29 protein-coding genes are annotated in these 15,937 nt (G+C 42.6%); all 29 read right to left on the bottom strand.

Annotated features, from left to right (window positions below; genetic code table 11):
• Positions 1–24 precede the first annotated feature (24 nt).
• Complete coding sequence (gene truA, locus C7B62_RS15885) at positions 25–822, bottom strand: tRNA pseudouridine(38-40) synthase TruA (RefSeq protein ID WP_106238646.1); 798 nt, start codon at positions 820–822, stop codon at positions 25–27.
• 42 nt (positions 823–864) lie between these two features.
• Complete coding sequence (gene rplQ / locus C7B62_RS15880) at positions 865–1,215, bottom strand: 50S ribosomal protein L17 (protein ID WP_106238643.1); 351 nt, start codon at positions 1,213–1,215, stop codon at positions 865–867.
• 49 nt (positions 1,216–1,264) lie between these two features.
• The gene (locus C7B62_RS15875; protein ID WP_106238640.1) at positions 1,265–2,251 is read right to left on the bottom strand and encodes a DNA-directed RNA polymerase subunit alpha; all 987 of its coding nucleotides are present in this window, start codon (positions 2,249–2,251) and stop codon (positions 1,265–1,267) included.
• Between the two features lie 103 nt (positions 2,252–2,354).
• The gene (gene rpsK / locus C7B62_RS15870) at positions 2,355–2,747 is read right to left on the bottom strand and encodes a 30S ribosomal protein S11 (protein ID WP_106238637.1); all 393 of its coding nucleotides are present in this window, start codon (positions 2,745–2,747) and stop codon (positions 2,355–2,357) included.
• Positions 2,748–2,798: 51 nt separating this feature from the next.
• Positions 2,799–3,182, bottom strand: coding sequence for a 30S ribosomal protein S13 (gene rpsM, locus C7B62_RS15865; RefSeq protein ID WP_106238633.1), 384 nt, complete (start codon positions 3,180–3,182; stop codon positions 2,799–2,801).
• An 87-nt stretch (positions 3,183–3,269) separates the two neighbouring features.
• Positions 3,270–3,386, bottom strand: coding sequence for a 50S ribosomal protein L36 (gene rpmJ, locus C7B62_RS15860; RefSeq protein ID WP_071592945.1), 117 nt, complete (start codon positions 3,384–3,386; stop codon positions 3,270–3,272).
• Between the two features lie 88 nt (positions 3,387–3,474).
• Positions 3,475–3,699 (bottom strand): translation initiation factor IF-1, encoded by a 225-nt coding sequence (gene infA, locus C7B62_RS15855; protein ID WP_019508908.1) that lies wholly within the window; start codon positions 3,697–3,699, stop codon positions 3,475–3,477.
• Between the two features lie 164 nt (positions 3,700–3,863).
• Entirely contained in the window at positions 3,864–4,418 is a 555-nt protein-coding gene (locus tag C7B62_RS15850; protein WP_106238629.1) for an adenylate kinase, read from the bottom strand.
• 76 nt (positions 4,419–4,494) lie between these two features.
• Entirely contained in the window at positions 4,495–5,823 is a 1,329-nt protein-coding gene (gene secY, locus C7B62_RS15845; protein ID WP_106238613.1) for a preprotein translocase subunit SecY, read from the bottom strand.
• 118 nt (positions 5,824–5,941) lie between these two features.
• Entirely contained in the window at positions 5,942–6,391 is a 450-nt protein-coding gene (rplO, locus tag C7B62_RS15840; RefSeq protein ID WP_106238610.1) for a 50S ribosomal protein L15, read from the bottom strand.
• A 21-nt stretch (positions 6,392–6,412) separates the two neighbouring features.
• Positions 6,413–6,946, bottom strand: coding sequence for a 30S ribosomal protein S5 (gene rpsE / locus C7B62_RS15835; RefSeq protein WP_106238606.1), 534 nt, complete (start codon positions 6,944–6,946; stop codon positions 6,413–6,415).
• A gap of 24 nt (positions 6,947–6,970) precedes the next feature.
• Entirely contained in the window at positions 6,971–7,318 is a 348-nt protein-coding gene (gene rplR / locus C7B62_RS15830; RefSeq protein ID WP_106238602.1) for a 50S ribosomal protein L18, read from the bottom strand.
• A gap of 5 nt (positions 7,319–7,323) precedes the next feature.
• Entirely contained in the window at positions 7,324–7,863 is a 540-nt protein-coding gene (gene rplF / locus C7B62_RS15825; RefSeq protein WP_106238598.1) for a 50S ribosomal protein L6, read from the bottom strand.
• A 27-nt stretch (positions 7,864–7,890) separates the two neighbouring features.
• The gene (gene rpsH / locus C7B62_RS15820; RefSeq protein WP_106238595.1) at positions 7,891–8,292 is read right to left on the bottom strand and encodes a 30S ribosomal protein S8; all 402 of its coding nucleotides are present in this window, start codon (positions 8,290–8,292) and stop codon (positions 7,891–7,893) included.
• A 36-nt stretch (positions 8,293–8,328) separates the two neighbouring features.
• Positions 8,329–8,874 carry a 50S ribosomal protein L5 gene (gene rplE / locus C7B62_RS15815; protein WP_106238684.1) on the bottom strand — a complete coding sequence of 182 codons (546 nt, stop codon included), beginning with the start codon at positions 8,872–8,874 and terminating at the stop codon, positions 8,329–8,331.
• A gap of 63 nt (positions 8,875–8,937) precedes the next feature.
• Positions 8,938–9,285 (bottom strand): 50S ribosomal protein L24, encoded by a 348-nt coding sequence (rplX, locus tag C7B62_RS15810; RefSeq protein WP_106238592.1) that lies wholly within the window; start codon positions 9,283–9,285, stop codon positions 8,938–8,940.
• Positions 9,286–9,654 carry a 50S ribosomal protein L14 gene (gene rplN, locus C7B62_RS15805; RefSeq protein WP_106238587.1) on the bottom strand — a complete coding sequence of 123 codons (369 nt, stop codon included), beginning with the start codon at positions 9,652–9,654 and terminating at the stop codon, positions 9,286–9,288.
• Positions 9,655–9,687: 33 nt separating this feature from the next.
• On the bottom strand, positions 9,688–9,936 hold the full coding sequence (rpsQ, locus tag C7B62_RS15800) for a 30S ribosomal protein S17 (protein WP_106238583.1): 249 nt from the start codon (positions 9,934–9,936) through the stop codon (positions 9,688–9,690).
• 3 nt (positions 9,937–9,939) lie between these two features.
• Positions 9,940–10,155, bottom strand: coding sequence for a 50S ribosomal protein L29 (gene rpmC / locus C7B62_RS15795; protein WP_106238579.1), 216 nt, complete (start codon positions 10,153–10,155; stop codon positions 9,940–9,942).
• Positions 10,155–10,574, bottom strand: coding sequence for a 50S ribosomal protein L16 (gene rplP, locus C7B62_RS15790; protein WP_106238575.1), 420 nt, complete (start codon positions 10,572–10,574; stop codon positions 10,155–10,157). Before rplP ends, rpmC begins: the two co-directional genes overlap by 1 nt.
• A gap of 47 nt (positions 10,575–10,621) precedes the next feature.
• Positions 10,622–11,335, bottom strand: a complete 714-nt coding sequence (gene rpsC / locus C7B62_RS15785; RefSeq protein ID WP_106238572.1) for a 30S ribosomal protein S3 — start codon at positions 11,333–11,335, stop codon at positions 10,622–10,624.
• Positions 11,336–11,356: 21 nt separating this feature from the next.
• Positions 11,357–11,716 (bottom strand): 50S ribosomal protein L22, encoded by a 360-nt coding sequence (gene rplV / locus C7B62_RS15780; RefSeq protein WP_106238568.1) that lies wholly within the window; start codon positions 11,714–11,716, stop codon positions 11,357–11,359.
• A gap of 15 nt (positions 11,717–11,731) precedes the next feature.
• On the bottom strand, positions 11,732–12,010 hold the full coding sequence (gene rpsS, locus C7B62_RS15775) for a 30S ribosomal protein S19 (protein ID WP_106238566.1): 279 nt from the start codon (positions 12,008–12,010) through the stop codon (positions 11,732–11,734).
• A gap of 36 nt (positions 12,011–12,046) precedes the next feature.
• Complete coding sequence (gene rplB, locus C7B62_RS15770) at positions 12,047–12,874, bottom strand: 50S ribosomal protein L2 (RefSeq protein WP_106238563.1); 828 nt, start codon at positions 12,872–12,874, stop codon at positions 12,047–12,049.
• 35 nt (positions 12,875–12,909) lie between these two features.
• Positions 12,910–13,212 carry a 50S ribosomal protein L23 gene (locus C7B62_RS15765; RefSeq protein ID WP_106238559.1) on the bottom strand — a complete coding sequence of 101 codons (303 nt, stop codon included), beginning with the start codon at positions 13,210–13,212 and terminating at the stop codon, positions 12,910–12,912.
• Complete coding sequence (rplD, locus tag C7B62_RS15760; RefSeq protein ID WP_106238555.1) at positions 13,205–13,837, bottom strand: 50S ribosomal protein L4; 633 nt, start codon at positions 13,835–13,837, stop codon at positions 13,205–13,207. Before rplD ends, C7B62_RS15765 begins: the two co-directional genes overlap by 8 nt.
• A gap of 60 nt (positions 13,838–13,897) precedes the next feature.
• Positions 13,898–14,536, bottom strand: a complete 639-nt coding sequence (gene rplC, locus C7B62_RS15755; protein ID WP_106238551.1) for a 50S ribosomal protein L3 — start codon at positions 14,534–14,536, stop codon at positions 13,898–13,900.
• A gap of 638 nt (positions 14,537–15,174) precedes the next feature.
• Positions 15,175–15,552, bottom strand: a complete 378-nt coding sequence (locus tag C7B62_RS15750) for a type II toxin-antitoxin system VapC family toxin (RefSeq protein ID WP_106238548.1) — start codon at positions 15,550–15,552, stop codon at positions 15,175–15,177.
• Complete coding sequence (locus C7B62_RS15745; RefSeq protein ID WP_106238543.1) at positions 15,552–15,794, bottom strand: type II toxin-antitoxin system Phd/YefM family antitoxin; 243 nt, start codon at positions 15,792–15,794, stop codon at positions 15,552–15,554. The genes C7B62_RS15750 and C7B62_RS15745 overlap by 1 nt, the downstream gene beginning before the upstream one ends.
• Positions 15,795–15,937: the final 143 nt, after the last annotated feature.

Genomic DNA, 15,937 nt, shown 5'->3' with positions numbered 1-15,937 from the left:
TTTGTGGATTATTTTAAATAAAGATTAGTGAGCTAAATGAAAAGTAGGCTGGGCATCAAACCAAAGTGATTGAGCAAAAGGAAACTCAGGATAACCCACGCTCAGTAAACACAAGCCTTTGGCTGGCGCTGAATACTTGACTTCCCAACGACGTTGATTTCGCCAAATTTCGGTAAAGTTTTCAGGCGATCGCTTACCAATTCCAACTTCTACTAACATTCCAACCAGCAAACGCACCATTCCATACAAAAAGCTGTTTGCCTGAATCTCTAGGTATAAAAATCCTCCTTGACGGTAACATTCAGCAACCTGAATTTCTACCTGAGAATCAATACGGTCAGAACCAGACCTTTTGAAAGCAGCAAAACTATGTTCTCCTAACAAGGTATTTAAGGCTTGCTGAATCAGTGCTTCGTTTAACACCGAATGATAGTAGTGCCAGCAGGTTTGATTAATAAACACATTGGGTCGTTTTTCCGTATAAATTGTATAGCGATAACGTCGCCAGAGCGCCGAAAAACGAGCATGCCACTCGTCTTTAACTTGAGCCGAAGCCCTTATCAGTATACCCTCTGGCAGTCTGCTATTAATAATTTTTGACCACTTATGAGCAGGAATCGGTCCTGAATACTCAAAGTGGGCTACTTGAGCAGCAGCATGGACCCCCGCATCAGTCCTTCCCGCACCATAGATCTTTACCCTATAGTTAACTACACTGGCGATCGCTTCTTCAATATAGCCTTGAACACTTACCTGATTGGGTTGCTTTTGCCAGCCATGAAAGTTAGTTCCTAAATATTGAATTAGCAAAGCTATTCTCATTGACAGTCCTACATTAGCAAGTTACCACCGTTGATTTTTAACCTAAACTAGCTCGATAATCGCCATTTCAGCGTTATCACCACGACGGCGCTTAGTTCTCACAATGCGAGTATAGCCACCATTACGCTGACCGTAACGCTCACCAACTGCATTAAATAGCTCACTGACTAGATCTTTATCATAGATATAGCCTAAAGCCTGTCTCCTAGCTGATAAAGACCCATTTTTAGCCAAGGTGATCATTTTATCTACCTCACTTCGTACTGCTTTAGCACGAATCAAAGTAGTTTTAATTTGACCATGACGAATAATCTCCGTCGCTAGAGCGCGCATCAGCGCTTTTCTTTGATCTGCTGGTAGTCCCAGCATTTTTACTTTACATCGATGTCGCATGATTAATTAGTTGTTAATTAGTTGTTAATTAGTTGTTAATAAGCTACAGTTACTTACCTGCTTTTTCTTGTGCCAGAGTAATTCCCAAACGTTGTTGCAAAGCTTCGATTACTTCATCTGCCGACTTTTGACCAAAGTTCTTAATTTCTAAGAGGTCTTCTTGGGTATAGTCGAGTAAATCAGAAACGGAGTTAATTTGCGCTCGCTTCAGGCAGTTGTAGGCTCTAACCGATAGCTGTAATTCTTCAATCGGAATTTGGCTAGTGGGATCTTCTTCGTCTTGATAATCTGGTTCGATCTCTTCTAAAGTCAGATCTTTGAGTGGATTAAACAAATCGACGACAATGCCCGCAGCTTGAGACAAGGCCTCTTCTGGCTTAATACTGCCGTTTGTCCAAATTTCCATTAACAAACGTTCACGGATACCCGAACCATCAACTCTGGCATCTTCAACACTATAGTTAACTTTAGTCACGGGCATAAAAACAGCATCTATCTGCAAAAAGTCCAAAGAACTTCCTTCTTCTTTGCCTCGTTCTACAGCACGATAACCCTTGCCCTTCTCTACCTTAAACTCCATTTCTAGACTAGTGCCTTCAGCAATGGTAGCTACGTACTGGTTAGAATCTACCGTCTCTACTTCCGAGGGTAATTCAAACTGGGCAGCGGTAACTGTTCCAGGACCAGTTGCTACTAAACGACCAATTTGGGGTTGGTTGCTATAGCTTTTTAAGACTATTTCCTTCATATTGAGGATAATCTCTAAAACGTCTTCTCTGACCCCTTCAATCGTGGCAAATTCATGAGTAGCAAAGCCAAACTTATGTTCTTGCCTGCCTTCATCTTTTGCCATCCCTCCGCCAATACGAATGGCTGTAACGGCAGCTCCTTCTAGGTTAGATAATAAGACTCTCCTTAAAGCATTGCCCAAGGTAGTTCCCTGCCCACGATCTAAAGGTTCTAAGACAAATTTGCTATATTGGTGTTGATTTTTTAAGGTTTTAGACTCTACACACTCAATTTGAAATTGCGCCACAGGCTGCTCTCCCTCTTATTCGACAAGCGATTGGATATAAATTGAGATCAAAACAGTTGCCCTCTTTGACAGCAACTGACAAGCTCTTGATAGTTGAAAAAAGTTATACTCTGCGTCGTTTCGGTGGACGACAGCCATTGTGAGGTATGGGGGTGACATCGCGGATTAAAGTTATTTCCAACCCTACGCCTTGTAAAGCTCTAATGGCAGTTTCGCGACCAGCACCAGGACCACTAACCATTACCTCTACCTGGCGCATTCCTTGATCCATTGCTCGACGACCTGCGCTATCTGCTGCCGTTTGTGCAGCAAAAGGAGTCCCCTTTTTTGCTCCTTTAAATCCACTAGCTCCCGCAGAAGACCAAGAGATTACGTCGCCCCTAATATCGGAAATAGTAACGATGGTGTTGTTAAAAGTGGACTGGATATGCGCCACACCATTTGGCACGTTCTTTTTACTTTTTTTCGCACCACTTCTTCGTTTTGGTTGCGCCATGTTGATTTTTTGTGAATGTAATTAGTTATGTTGGATTTACCTTTTTCAAGTCTATTTCTTACCTGGAGCTTTTTTCTTACCAGCCACAGTCAATCTTCTACCCCTTCTGGTGCGGGCATTAGTCCGGGTTCTTTGACCTCTTAGCGGTAAGCCCATACGATGGCGACGACCTCGGTAAGTGCCAATATCAGCTAGTCGCTTGATATTCATTGCTTCCCAACGTCTTAAATCGCCTTCTACTTGATAGTTATCCTCAATGTATGCCCTCAGCTTGGTTACATCTTCATCGGATAAATCTCGCACTCTAGTATCTGGATTAACTCCAGTTTCGGCGATCGCTTTTTGCGCCCGCGCTAATCCCACCCCAAAAATGTAGGTGAGGGCAATTTCCACCCGCTTATCACGGGGGAGATCTATGCCAGAAATCCTTGCCACGTTATTGCTCCCTATTTACTACTGCTTGTTACTTAATTGCCTAAATTGCTATTAACTGAAACTAAATTTGAGATTGAGCTACAGCATCTACCCTTGGCGTTGCTTATGCTTGGGATTGCTGCTACAAATCACCATTACTCTGCCGCGTCTTTTGATTACACGGCACTTTTCACACATTTTTTTAACTGATGGTCTAACTTTCATGCCTTACTTTGGCCACATTGCAAGCCTATTATTATATGAATTAATTTGGATCTGTGTCAAATAGCTAGTCGTTAGGTGTTAGACATCACTATTTGTTTTTGAGACGATAGGTGATCCTACCCTTAGTCAAGTCGTAGGGAGTTAATTCCACTTTGACGCGATCGCCTGGTAAGATTTTGATATAGTTCCGTCTAATTTTGCCTGAGATATGAGCTAAAACATTAAAGCCGTTATCTAGGTCGACACGGAACATGGCGTTGGGTAGAGACTCGGTAACAGTCCCCTCCATTTCGATTAAGTCTTGTTTAGCCAATCTTGACCTCTTCTACTTTTTGATAAATAATGAGCGCTAATCATTACTTATCAGTTTACTGGGCAAGCTGAACTGCCCTAACTTTCTCAGCACTTTTGTTACATTTTTCTTGGAGTCGACATAGAGGATTAATAAGCTTGAACAACTAGTTGGCTAGCAACTTTTTAGACAATAGCAGAGCAGAGCTGTTCTGTGACCTCTTCTGGAGGGCGATCGCCATCAATAGTTTTCAAAGTTGATCGCTGCTGATAAAAATCTATTACTGGCACTGTATCCTGGTGATAAACTTCTAGACGACGGCGAATAGTTGATTCATTGTCATCTTTACGTTTTCTTGCCAGTAGGCGAGAGACTAAAACTTCATCTGGTACTTCCAAATTAAGGACGCAATCGGCATTCTGCTCTAATTTAGCCAATAACTCTTCTAAAAAAGCAGCCTGATTGACATTACGAGGAAAACCATCCAAAATCCAGCCATTAACTGCGTCTTCATAACCAAGGCGGTCTTGGATTAAATTTAAAATTAGAACATCTGGAACTAATTCCCCTCGATTCATGTAATCTTTTGCCTGCTTGCCCAAAGGAGTCTGTTGAACTACGGCTGCACGTAGAATGTCTCCTGTTGATATATGAGGAATCTGGTGATTTTCCGAGATAATCTCAGCCTGAGTTCCTTTTCCCGCACCAGGAGGACCTAAAAATATTAATCGCTTTGCCATATCAACTTACTAAAATTGAGTTTTTATTAGCAGCAGGTATAAAATTTATTCCACCCCTGCTCGATGCCTCACAGGTCTACTGCTTGACCATTCCTTCATAACGTTGAGAAATAACGTAGGTCTGAATTTGTTTAGCAGTATCAATTGCCACCCCAACTAAAATCAGCAAAGATGTCGCACCAAAACCGCTAAATACTGTAGTACCTGCGGGAATTGCGCTTTCCACTAATGTTGGTACTGTTGCCACTACCCCTAAAAATATCGCTCCCAACAGAGTCAGGCGGTTAAGCACTTTCTCTAGATAAGCGCTCGTTGCCTTTCCTGGTCTAATTCCTGGAATAGAAGCACCCATTTTCTTAAGATTCTGAGACATATCAACCGGGTTGACAATCAAAGAAGCATAAAAGTAGCTAAAGAACAAAATTAAGACCAGATAGACGGCAACGTAAGCCCAGTTACCTGGCTGGATTGCCGTGGCAATTTTGGCAAAGGCCTCTTTAACTGGTCCATTTCCCGGTAAAAACCCCAGTAGCTGTGCTGGTAAAAATAAAACAGAAGAGGCAAAGATAATCGGCATTACTCCACCTTGATTTAATCTCAAGGGAAGATAATTACTTCTCTCGCGATAAACTCTTCTGCCTACCTGACGGCGGGCAGAAATGATGGGAATACGGCGAGTTCCCTCTTGAATAAAGACAATGCCAATAATCATGGCTAGAAAAACCAACAGCAGAACAATTACCTGAGCAATTTCTCCTCTTCCCCCACTTTGAGCAAACTCAATGGTGGTAGCTAAAGTTTTTGGTAATACAGCCACAATGTTGACAAAGATTAGCAGTGAAGCACCGTTACCAATTCCTTTTTCGGTAATCAGCTCAGAAATCCACATCACAAACATTGAACCCGCAGTTAAAGCCAATACTGTCTCACCGATAGGCAAAATGCTTTTTTCAATAATGCCATTATTGACTAATAAACCGAGGGTAATCCCAAAACTTTGAATTATTGCTCCGCCCAAAGCAACATAACGGGTAATTTGCGAGATTTTTCGTCTCCCTGCTTCTCCTTCATTTTTTTGTAGATCTTCTAAGCTAGGTATGGCAGTAGCCAATAGTTGCATGATGATCGAGGCATTAATAAAGGGTAAAATTCCTAGGGCAAAAATTCCCAAGGCGGAGATTCCCCCACCCGTGAAAATGTCTAAAAACCCCACAATTGAAGAATTACTAGAATTACCGATAAACTGAGCAAACAGTTCACGATTTATTCCTGGGACGGGAATAAATACTCCTAGTCGAACTAAAATCAGAAGACCAATAGTGACAAGCAGTCTACCGCGAAGACCTGCTGCCTGAGCCATTTGCAAAAAAGTCTCCTGTGCCGATGGAGTCTTTTCTCTAACCATACATTACCTCTTATATCTTGGTATTAAATAAGTTGTTAACGGTGAAATATTAGCTAAATTTTTAATAAATTTATTTTTCTACCTATGCTCCTTATGATATACCAAATGCGATCTGGGCTCACTTAGCAATAACTTCACAACTACCGCCAGCAGCTTCAATTTTTTGAGCTGCACTTTTGGTAAATGCAGCTGCTTTGACACTTAATGCCACACTTAATTCACCATTACCTAAAATCTTGAGTGGTCCGTCATTACTAGTAGCAATACCATTTTCCAGTAAAGATCCTAAAGTGACTTCTGTATTAGCAGGCAATGAGCTTAAAGCCTCTACATTGATTGTAGTGTAATGTTTTTGGTTAATTAGAGTGAAATGTTTGAGTTTGGGAACTCGACGATAAAGAGGCATTTGACCACCTTCAAAACCAGCCTTAGTTCCAGTACCAGAACGAGACTTTTGACCTCGCATACCAAAACCACAACTAGCACCTTGACCAGCGGAGATGCCGCGGCCAACTCGGCGCTTACGCCTTTTTGAACCTTCTTGAGGGCTAAGATTTTCTAGTTTCATTGTTATTCAATCTTTAATGAGCTAGGCGTATAACTGTTCAATAGGAATATTTCTTTCCTTGGCTACTTCGCCAAAAGTACGAAGACCAGCCAAAGCATCGACCGCTGCTCTAGCATTATTTAAAGGACTATTAGAACCTAATTGTTTAGCCAAAATGTTTTTGACTCCAGCAAGTTCTAATACTGTACGGACAGCACCGCCGGCAATTACTCCAGTACCAGGAGAAGCAGGGCGCATAAATACTTTAGCGCCACCAGCAATTCCATTGGTCACGTGAACGATGGAACTAGACTTGGTTAAGGATACTTCCACTAGCTGTTTTTTGGCATCGGCGACTCCTTTGCGGACTGCACCGATTACGTCAGCAGCTTTACCTACCCCAACTCCTACCTGTCCTTTTTCATTACCAACAACAACGATCGCGCGGAAGCTAAGTTTTTTACCACCCTTAACTACCTTGCTGACGCGACGTATCTGCACTACTCGCTCTTGCCAAGAGGAATCTTTCTCCTTAGCGCGTCCTTTTTTACGTGACTTATTATTAGCTTTAGCCATAATGATTTTCCTTGATATTTTGCTCTAAAAATCTAATCCAGCTTCGCGAGCAGCTTCAGCCAAAGCTTTAACTCGACCATGATAGAGATTTCCCCCACGATCAAATACTACTTTCGCCACGCCTTTTTCTAAAGCTCTTTGGGCTACTAGCTTACCAACTTCAGCGGAAACAGCACAGGTCGAACCTTTAGTTTCCACATTAAAGTCTGATGCTGCTGCTAAGGTATGCTGCGCGACATCATCGATCACCTGGGCATAAATATGATTATTGGAGCGGAATACACACAAACGAGGGCGTTCGGGAGTACCACTGACTTTTTTGCGAACCCGTCGATGACGGCGTTTTACTGATTCTTTGCGTGAAAGCTTCATAATTTCTACTTACCTGTCTTACCAGCTTTGCGTCTTACTTGCTCATCAAAGTAGCGTATTCCTTTGCCTTTGTAAGGTTCAGGAGGTCTGACTGCTCTAACCCGAGCTGCAACATTGCCAACTAACTCTTTACTGATGCCGCTAATAATGACTTCTGTGTTTTTATTTTCTACGGCTACATCGATACCGTCTGGCATCTCTATTTCCACAGGTTTGCTATAACCAACGTTGAGGGTTAGTTTTTTACCTTGAGCCTGCGCTCTATAACCAACGCCTTGAATTGCTAACCGTTTTTGAAATCCTTGGGAGACACCATCTACCATGTTTGCCACCAAAGTGCGACATAAACCATGACGCTGGCGACCAATCCGAGAATCATTAGTTGGTTTAACCGTAATTATTTCTCCCTCTTGTTTAACCTCAATTGGTTGGGGAATTTCGCGCTCTAAAGTGCCTTTTGGTCCTTTAATCGTAATGTGTTGCCCTGAAATTTGAGCGCTGACTTGATCGGGGAGGGGAATCGGCAGTTTGCCAATACGAGACATATATTTACTCCATTTACTCCTGTTAAATTACCAGACGTAACAAAGGATTTCACCGCCAACACCTTGACTGCGAGCCTCTCTATCGGTCATTACTCCCCGCGAAGTGGAGACGATCGCAATACCTATACCGCCTAAGACGCGAGGAATATCTTGTTTGCGAGAATAAACCCTTAGTCCAGGTTTACTCACCCGCTTCAAGGTGCTAATGATTGGTTGACGATTTTTACCTTTATACTTTAGAGAAATTTCAATAAATTTTTGCGGTATTTCGCCAGTTTCCTCAAAACTATCAATAAAACCTTCACTTTGCAGAACTTGGGCAATCGCTTTTGTCATGCGAGTGGAAGGAACTTTGGTGGTTTGATGCTTGACCATACAGGCATTGCGAATGCGGGTCAGCATATCTGAAATAGTATCGGTTGCTGCCATTATTTCCTATTGTTATTTTTTGATTCGTAGATCACGTTAATTTTCACGGAAAGGCATTCCCATTTCTTTGAGCAAAGCTCGCCCTTCTTCGTCGTTAGCTGCGGAAGTGACGATGGAAATATCCATCCCTCGAATTTGATCGATGCTATCGTAGTCAATCTCAGGGAACATGAGCTGTTCTCGAACCCCTAGACTATAGTTGCCGCGACCATCGAAACTCTTGGGACTTATCCCCCGAAAGTCGCGAATCCGCGGTAAAGCCAAGGCAATTAAGCGATCGAGAAAAGCGTACATTTTTTCGCCTCGGAGAGTCACCATAATACCTACAGGCATTCCTTGACGAATTTTAAACCCAGCGATCGCTTTTTTTGCTCTGGTAACTACAGGCTTTTGTCCTGTGATTACCATCATTTCATTGATTGAAGATTCTAGAGCCTTGGCATTTTGTGATGCTTCTCCTAAACCGCGATTAATGACGATTTTGACTACTTTAGGAACTTCGTGAACGTTACTAAAGCTAAACTGTTCAGTTAGCTTGGGAACGATATCTTCTAAATATCTAGTTTTAAGTGATTTTGGCATAATAGTTTGGTTTTCCTGGGCTTGGTCAGGAGACAATGAATAATTAAGACGCAATTACTTAGATTAGTCGATGATTTCGCCTGTTTTTCTCAGCATGCGCACTTTGCGACCGTCTTCAGTGAAGGTATAACCTACTCGACTGACTGTTTTTTCCTTGGTGGAATAAAGCATGACGTTAGAGCTATGAATCGGCGCTTCAAAGGTGATAATCTGACCTGATTCTCCTTCTTGCTTAGGCTTGACGTGCTTGGTGCGAACGTTAACACCTTCGATGGTCACTTGACTGGTTTTGGGATTTACGGTGGTTATCTCACCTACTTTGCCTTTGTCACGTCCAGAAATGACCTGGATGGTATCTCCTTTTTTGACGTGCATTTTTTGACGGGTTGCTATTTTCTTGGTTTTCGCCATTTATATTACCTCTGGAGCTAAAGAGACGATTTTGGTGAAATTACGCTCTCTTAATTCTCTTGCCACGGGACCAAAAACCCTAGTACCTCTAGGATTCCCTTGGTCGTTGATGATCACGGCTGCATTGTCGTCAAAACGAATGCTCATGCCGCTAGGACGATTGACGGACTGCTTGGTTCTGACAATCACTGCCTTGACGACCTCAGATTTTTTGACTCCCATGTTGGGGAGAGCATCTTTGACTACCGCTACGACGACATCGCCAATAAAAGCATAAGGACTGTTTCCTCTACCAATAACGCGCAAGCACATAAGCTTACGTGCGCCACTGTTATCGGCGACGTTTAAATAGGTCTGTTGTTGAATCATTTTGTCACTTCGACCGAGGTTGGTTGATAAAAATTAAGCTTGTTTGGATTCAATAATTTCCTCTACCGTCCAGCGCTTAGTTTTGCTGAGGGGACGAGTTTCTTTGATCCGTACGCGATCGCCAATTTTGCATTGGTTTTCTGCGTCATGTACCTTGTATTTCTTAGTGCGAACGACAATTTTGCCGTACTTCGGGTGGGGAGAACGGTTTTCAATCGCCACAACAATGGTTTTATCCATTTTGTCACTGACTACATCTCCAACTCTTTCTTTTACTGCCATAGTCTATTCTCCTTTTGCAGCAGCGATTTCGCGCTCACGTTCTACGGTTAATAGTTGTGCCAAACGGTGTTTAGCGTGCTTAAATAAGTGAGGTTTTTCTAGACGGCGAGTTGCCTGCTCTAACCTCAGTTGAAATAACTCTCGCTTAACCGCTAAAATTTCGGCCGAGAGATCGTCTCCCTCTATTTTTCTAGCGTCCTCAATTTTGGGTAGAGCCATTATTTATAATCCTCATCGCGAGTAATAAATTTAGTTTTGATGGGTAGTTTTTGAGCGGCTAGGCGCATCGCCTCTTTTGCTATGTCTTCAGGTACTCCCGCCATTTCAAACATGACTCTACCTGGTTTGACTACCGCCACCCAAAATTCAGGTGAACCTTTCCCTGAACCCATCCTGGTTTCAGCTGGGCGCATGGTTACAGGTTTATCGGGAAAGATCCGAATCCAAATTTTCCCACCCCGTTTGACGTAGCGTGTCATGGCTCGGCGAGCAGCCTCGATCTGACGAGCAGTGATCCAGGAAGGCTCGGTTGCCTGGAGGGCAAAATCACCGAAGTTAAGTGTGTTACCACGGTAAGCCATCCCTCTCATCCGACCACGGTGTTGCTTACGATATTTCGTTCTTCTGGGACTAAGCATAATAGTATTATTTTGCTAAATAAGTCTTGTTAATAATTATCACTCAGCTACTCTGAGCGATCGTCAAATTTTTGACGGCGTCGCTGACGACGAGGAGCTTGAGTCGGCGTAGCGACTTCTTCTTGTCCTGGAATAATTTCGCCTTTGAAGACCCATACTTTTACGCCTAAAATCCCATAGATGGTTAAAGCAGTACGGTAAGAATAATCTATGTCAGCTCTTAGGGTATGTAGCGGGACTCGACCTTCCCTAACCCATTCTGTACGGGCAATCTCTGCCCCATTCAAGCGGCCACTAACCTGGATTTTGATTCCCAGAACTTCAGCCCGTTGTGCTCTTTGAATTGCTTGACGCACCACTCGACGGAATGAAACTCGACGCTCCAGCTGTTGACAGATGTATTCAGCAATTAGCGCAGCGTCAGCATCCACCCGAGCAACTTCAATGACGTTGATGCGGATTTGACGGTTATTACCGACTTTCTCCTGTAGCTCTGTGCGTAGTTTTTCAATCCCTGAACCCCCACGTCCAACTACCACACCAGGTCTGGCGGTATTTATTGCTAAATCAATTTGATCTGCCTTACGCTCAATTTTTACTTGAGAAATACCTGCATTGTTCAACTCTTTGTTGACGTATTCTCTGATCAAACGATCTTCTTGTAGTAGTTCGGGATAACGTTTAGAGTCGGCATACCAGCAAGACTGGTGTTCTTTAGTGACTCCTAAACGAAAGCCTGTTGGGTGTATCTTTTGTCCCACAAATGTTTCCTCGTATAGTATTTAATCGGTTACTTCTGGGGCAACAGCCACAGTGATATGACAGGTGGGCTTACGGATTTGATAAGCTCTACCTTGCGCTCTGGGGCGATAACGTTTGAGAACAGGACCACCATCAGCAAATGCTTTGCTGACTACCAAAGTTGCTGGGTCTAAACCATTGTTATGTTCTGCATTAGCTACTGCTGACCGCAATGCTTTTAAAATTGGGTCACAGGATTTATAGGGCATGAACTCTAAAATAATTAGAGCTTCTCGATATTGACGACCGCGAATTTGATCCAAAACTCGTCTGACCTTAAACGGAGACATCCGAATATATTTGGCGATCGCTTTAACTTCGTTACTTGTATCTATTGTCATAGTAGTATTTACGATCTAGCGTCTCCCTTTCTTGTCGCCTTTAGCATGACCCCTAAAGGTACGGGTAGGAGCAAATTCTCCTAGTTTATGTCCCACCATCTGATCGCTGACAAATACAGGAATGTGCTGGCGGCCGTTGTGTACGGCGATCGTGTGTCCCACCATCAAGGGTAGAATGGTTGAGGCTCTAGACCAGGTTTTGATTACTTCCTTTTTGTTATTAGCGTTCAACCTTTCAATTTTTTTGAGGAGGCTGTCGGCAATAAAAGGCCCTTTTTTTAAAGAACGGCTCATAATTTATAGATCGACTTTTTTTAGATCAACGATGAATTAACGACGACGACGAACGATTAGCCTATTGCTGGGTTTGTTTTTCTTGCGAGTTTTCTTACCCAAGGCTGGCTTACCCCAAGGAGATACAGGTCCGCTTCTACCAATAGGGGCGCGTCCTTCACCACCACCATGAGGGTGATCGCAGGGGTTCATGGCACTACCACGAACTTCAGGTCTTCTGCCACGGTGACGCATTTTACCTGCTTTACCGAGCTTCAAGTTACGGTATTCAACGTTACCGACCTGTCCAATCGTGGCGTAGCATTCTTTACGCACCATTCTGACTTCTTTGGAAGGAAGACCGATAGTAACGTAATCGCCTTCTTTCGCCATGACTTTAGCAGCAGCCCCAGCAGCGCGAACAATTTGTCCACCTTTACCCGCTACTAATTCAATGTTATGAACTGTTTCACCCAAAGGCATTTTGCTGAGAGGTAAAGCATTTCCGACTTCAATCGGGGCATCTTCGCTAGCGATAATAGGTGTTCCTACCTGCATCCCAACCGCTGCCAAAATATAGCGTTTTTCACCGTCTTCGTACTGCACTAAAGCAATACGAGCATTACGGTTGGGATCGTATTCGATCGCAATTACTTCACCTTGGATATTACGCTTGTCACGGCGGAAATCAATGATCCGATAGAGACGTTTATGTCCGCCACCACGACGACGGCTAGTAATCACACCACGGTTGTTACGACCTTTTTTACGGTGCTTATATTTAGTTAAGGATTTTTCGGGCTTACTTTTGGTAATTTCCGCAAAATCGGGGACTACTGCTTGGCGTGTCCCTGGTGTGTATGGTCTAAATGAACGAGTACCCATAATTTGCTTTTGCTAGCTTTTTCGAGTGCGAGTTTTTATACGTCAGGGAATAAGGCGATGGAATCTCCTTCTTTCAAGGTGACAATTGCTCTTTTATATTGAGCTTTGTACCCCACAAATTTACCCACGCGACGTTTTTTACGAGGTAGGGTCAAGGTATTTACCTTGACAACGGTGACATCAAATAAGCTCTCAATGGCTTCTCTAACATCGGTCTTGGTCGCTTTCGGCAAGACATCAAAGACGTATTTGCCAAGCTCCATCTGGATTGTGCCTTTTTCTGTAATAATCGGCTTAAGGATTAAGTCGGCTAAATCTCTTTCTTTATGTTTAGTCACTGTAAACCTCCTGGATCTGTTCTAAGGCATCTTTGGCAACGACGAGTTTGTTGGCGTGCAGCACGTCAATGACGTTTAGATTAGTCGCTTTAATCATTTTGACTTTGGCGATGTTGCGGGTAGAAAGATTAACGTTGTCGGAAACTTCTTTGAGAATCAACAACACTTTCTCGTCTGAGCCAATACCCCACCGCTCTAAAGCAGCAAGAACTTCTTTAGTTTTAGGACGCTCAAGCTCAGCACCAAAATTTTCGACCACAATCATGTCTTCTAGACGAGAACTAAATGCTGTTCTCAACGCCAAGCGTCTTTCTTTGCGATTCATTTTAGTGCTGTAGTCTCTGGGCTTTGGCCCAAAAGTCACACCACCACCACGCCAGAGAGGAGAACGAATCGAACCAGCACGGGCGCGACCAGTTCCTTTTTGTCTCCAAGGCTTACGTCCACCACCACGAACCTCTGCACGAGTTTTACTAGAGGCCGTCCCTTGGCGAGCATTATTAAGCTGACGAACTGCTGCGCGATGTACGATATGTTCGGCATTTTCTGGCTTGGCTACTTTTAGTTCAAAAGATGCCTCGCCTGCATCTTCCCCCTGCCAATTTTTGACTACACAATTAACCATGGTTATTTGTTATCTATCTATATTATTCTTCAATAACTAATGAGCTGTTATTTGTTATTTCTAGCCCACGATCTTGCTAGGAGAGATACTTAAAAGAGATCCAGGTTTGCCAGGAATTGCTCCTTTAATCAGCAATAAGTTCTTTTCTGCATCAACTCTGACAACCTTTAGTTTGCGAGTAGTTACCTGTTTGCCACCATACCGTCCGGCCATTTTCTTGCCAGGATAGGTACGACCAGGAGTAGTACCCGCGCCAGTCGAACCAGGCGCACGGTGGCTTTTAGAACCGTGACTCATTAAACCACGGTGAAAGTTGTGACGTTTGTGATATCCTGCAAAACCACGACCCATGGTTTTACCACTAACATCTACGGTAGTTTCAAGATTAAAAATTTCGGAAATGTCTAGAGCTTTCCCTAGCTCATAACTTCCTGTATCTTCCAGACGATACTCTTTGAGATGACGTACGGGAGTTGACCCTGCTTTATTTAAGTGACCAAGCTCTGGCTTGGATAAAGCTTTTTCTTTTACTTCACCATAACCAATCTGAATGGAACTATAGCCATCCGTTTCTTTGGTTTTGATTTGAGTTACGATACATGGCCCTGCTTGAACCACAGTAACGGGAATTGCATTTCCAGATTCTTGATCGAAAACCTGAGTCATGCCTAACTTAGTGCCAAGGATACCGACAGACACGAATTGAACCTCACTAATATTGCTATACAACAAGCCAGCCTTGATTTGATTAAATTTGGGCTGACATACATTTACCGCAGATTACTACCGTCTTAAGGTGTAACTGTAACTGACGAAAAAATAGCCATCATGCCATTCTAGAAAAATCTAGTTAACGAGATGTCCAGCAGCAAATATATATTTTTGTTTTCTAAGATTTACAGTTAGAATTTGAGGCTAAGCCTACTGTGACTAACTTTTAAAGTTACCTTAACCCTCTGAGACTTAAAAGAAAAGTAACTTCTCTCAGTTTCTTGGAGGAGGCAGCAAACCCTATAAAATTTCTCACTAGCCCCATAACCAGTTTGTTTTGTGCTACTTGTGCAGTGAAAACTCTCAGGTTTAGCTTTAGAGTTAACAATGTTAACTTTGAAGCTGGGGGATGATTAGACTTTATATCTAGATAGTGTGAGATTTGCCAGTTTTGACCACAATCATCAATGATACAGGAAATGGTTAACTTGTGGCAAGGTTAATTTTAAAGTTTGGAAAGTTGAGGGGAAACGAAGGAATTAAAATAATAGTTTATTTGTACTTATATATTGTTCAATTATTCTCAGCATGAAAGAAAACAAAGAACTAGGTAAACTACAAAAATGTCAACATTCAATAGTATTAACCTCGTAAAAATTAAATTTGCGATCGCGAGTAATGATTACTAATTGTTCGTACATTCCTTGAGCAATTAAGATGCGATCAAAAGGATCTTGATGGTGCATAGGCAATTGTTCAACCATAACAGCATGTTCAATACTAATAGCTAAAGGAATAAAGTTTTTTGCTTTGATTTGCGTAGCTAAATCATTTGGAGCTTGCAATTTACCCAGTGACTTTTTAATTGCGATTTCCCAAGCAGAAGCAGCAGAAACAAAAACTAGATTGTCGGGATCGGCGATCGCATTTTTAGCTTGAGCTGCCAGAGTAGGGTTATTAGTCAACCACCAAATTAAAGTATGAGTGTCGAGAAGCAACTGCACTACTCCTCCTCTCCTGCAAATAGATTGAGCAGATTAGTGGGAAGTTCAGCATCAAAATCTTCACTTATAATTACTTGTCCCTCCCATCCTCCTGGGGTTCGAGGCTGCTTATTCTCTTGATAGGGAATAAGTTTGACGAGGGGTTTTCCTGCTTTGGCAATAACAATTTCTTCTCCTGCTAGCGCCGATTCAATTAATTTCGATAGTTGAGATTTAGCTTCGTGGATATTAGATATTTTCATTATTTGTTTTCTTATATTGCTAGTCTAGCTAAACTTAGCTAGAAACTATAAAAATATAGTAGCAAAAGAAATAATATTCGGTTAATTGCCTCTAACTGCGACAATATTCCAGACGATATTGTTCAATCTTGGTTTGCTCACCT

Source organism: Pleurocapsa sp. CCALA 161, assembly GCF_003003995.1.
Taxonomy (GTDB): Bacteria; Cyanobacteriota; Cyanobacteriia; order Cyanobacteriales; family Xenococcaceae; genus Waterburya.
Note: the sequence above shows the minus strand (reverse complement) of the source record. Positions and strands in the feature narration are given on the sequence as shown.

What these genes read in the sequence shown, in the direction of transcription:
- truA (WP_106238646.1), bottom strand. Translation starts at nt 822, where the DNA reads ATGAGAATAGCTTTGCTAATTCAATATTTAGGAACTAACTTTCATGGC.
- rplQ (WP_106238643.1), bottom strand. Translation starts at nt 1,215, where the DNA reads ATGCGACATCGATGTAAAGTAAAAATGCTGGGACTACCAGCAGATCAA.
- rpsK (WP_106238637.1), bottom strand. Translation starts at nt 2,747, where the DNA reads ATGGCGCAACCAAAACGAAGAAGTGGTGCGAAAAAAAGTAAAAAGAAC.
- rpmJ (WP_071592945.1), bottom strand. Translation starts at nt 3,386, where the DNA reads ATGAAAGTTAGACCATCAGTTAAAAAAATGTGTGAAAAGTGCCGTGTA.
- C7B62_RS15850 (WP_106238629.1), bottom strand. Translation starts at nt 4,418, where the DNA reads ATGGCAAAGCGATTAATATTTTTAGGTCCTCCTGGTGCGGGAAAAGGA.
- secY (WP_106238613.1), bottom strand. Translation starts at nt 5,823, where the DNA reads ATGGTTAGAGAAAAGACTCCATCGGCACAGGAGACTTTTTTGCAAATG.
- rplO (WP_106238610.1), bottom strand. Translation starts at nt 6,391, where the DNA reads ATGAAACTAGAAAATCTTAGCCCTCAAGAAGGTTCAAAAAGGCGTAAG.
- rpsE (WP_106238606.1), bottom strand. Translation starts at nt 6,946, where the DNA reads ATGGCTAAAGCTAATAATAAGTCACGTAAAAAAGGACGCGCTAAGGAG.
- rplR (WP_106238602.1), bottom strand. Translation starts at nt 7,318, where the DNA reads ATGAAGCTTTCACGCAAAGAATCAGTAAAACGCCGTCATCGACGGGTT.
- rplF (WP_106238598.1), bottom strand. Translation starts at nt 7,863, where the DNA reads ATGTCTCGTATTGGCAAACTGCCGATTCCCCTCCCCGATCAAGTCAGC.
- rpsH (WP_106238595.1), bottom strand. Translation starts at nt 8,292, where the DNA reads ATGGCAGCAACCGATACTATTTCAGATATGCTGACCCGCATTCGCAAT.
- rplE (WP_106238684.1), bottom strand. Translation starts at nt 8,874, where the DNA reads ATGCCAAAATCACTTAAAACTAGATATTTAGAAGATATCGTTCCCAAG.
- rplX (WP_106238592.1), bottom strand. Translation starts at nt 9,285, where the DNA reads ATGGCGAAAACCAAGAAAATAGCAACCCGTCAAAAAATGCACGTCAAA.
- rplN (WP_106238587.1), bottom strand. Translation starts at nt 9,654, where the DNA reads ATGATTCAACAACAGACCTATTTAAACGTCGCCGATAACAGTGGCGCA.
- rpsQ (WP_106238583.1), bottom strand. Translation starts at nt 9,936, where the DNA reads ATGGCAGTAAAAGAAAGAGTTGGAGATGTAGTCAGTGACAAAATGGAT.
- rpmC (WP_106238579.1), bottom strand. Translation starts at nt 10,155, where the DNA reads ATGGCTCTACCCAAAATTGAGGACGCTAGAAAAATAGAGGGAGACGAT.
- rplP (WP_106238575.1), bottom strand. Translation starts at nt 10,574, where the DNA reads ATGCTTAGTCCCAGAAGAACGAAATATCGTAAGCAACACCGTGGTCGG.
- rplV (WP_106238568.1), bottom strand. Translation starts at nt 11,716, where the DNA reads ATGACAATAGATACAAGTAACGAAGTTAAAGCGATCGCCAAATATATT.
- rpsS (WP_106238566.1), bottom strand. Translation starts at nt 12,010, where the DNA reads ATGAGCCGTTCTTTAAAAAAAGGGCCTTTTATTGCCGACAGCCTCCTC.
- rplB (WP_106238563.1), bottom strand. Translation starts at nt 12,874, where the DNA reads ATGGGTACTCGTTCATTTAGACCATACACACCAGGGACACGCCAAGCA.
- rplD (WP_106238555.1), bottom strand. Translation starts at nt 13,837, where the DNA reads ATGGTTAATTGTGTAGTCAAAAATTGGCAGGGGGAAGATGCAGGCGAG.
- C7B62_RS15745 (WP_106238543.1), bottom strand. Translation starts at nt 15,794, where the DNA reads ATGAAAATATCTAATATCCACGAAGCTAAATCTCAACTATCGAAATTA.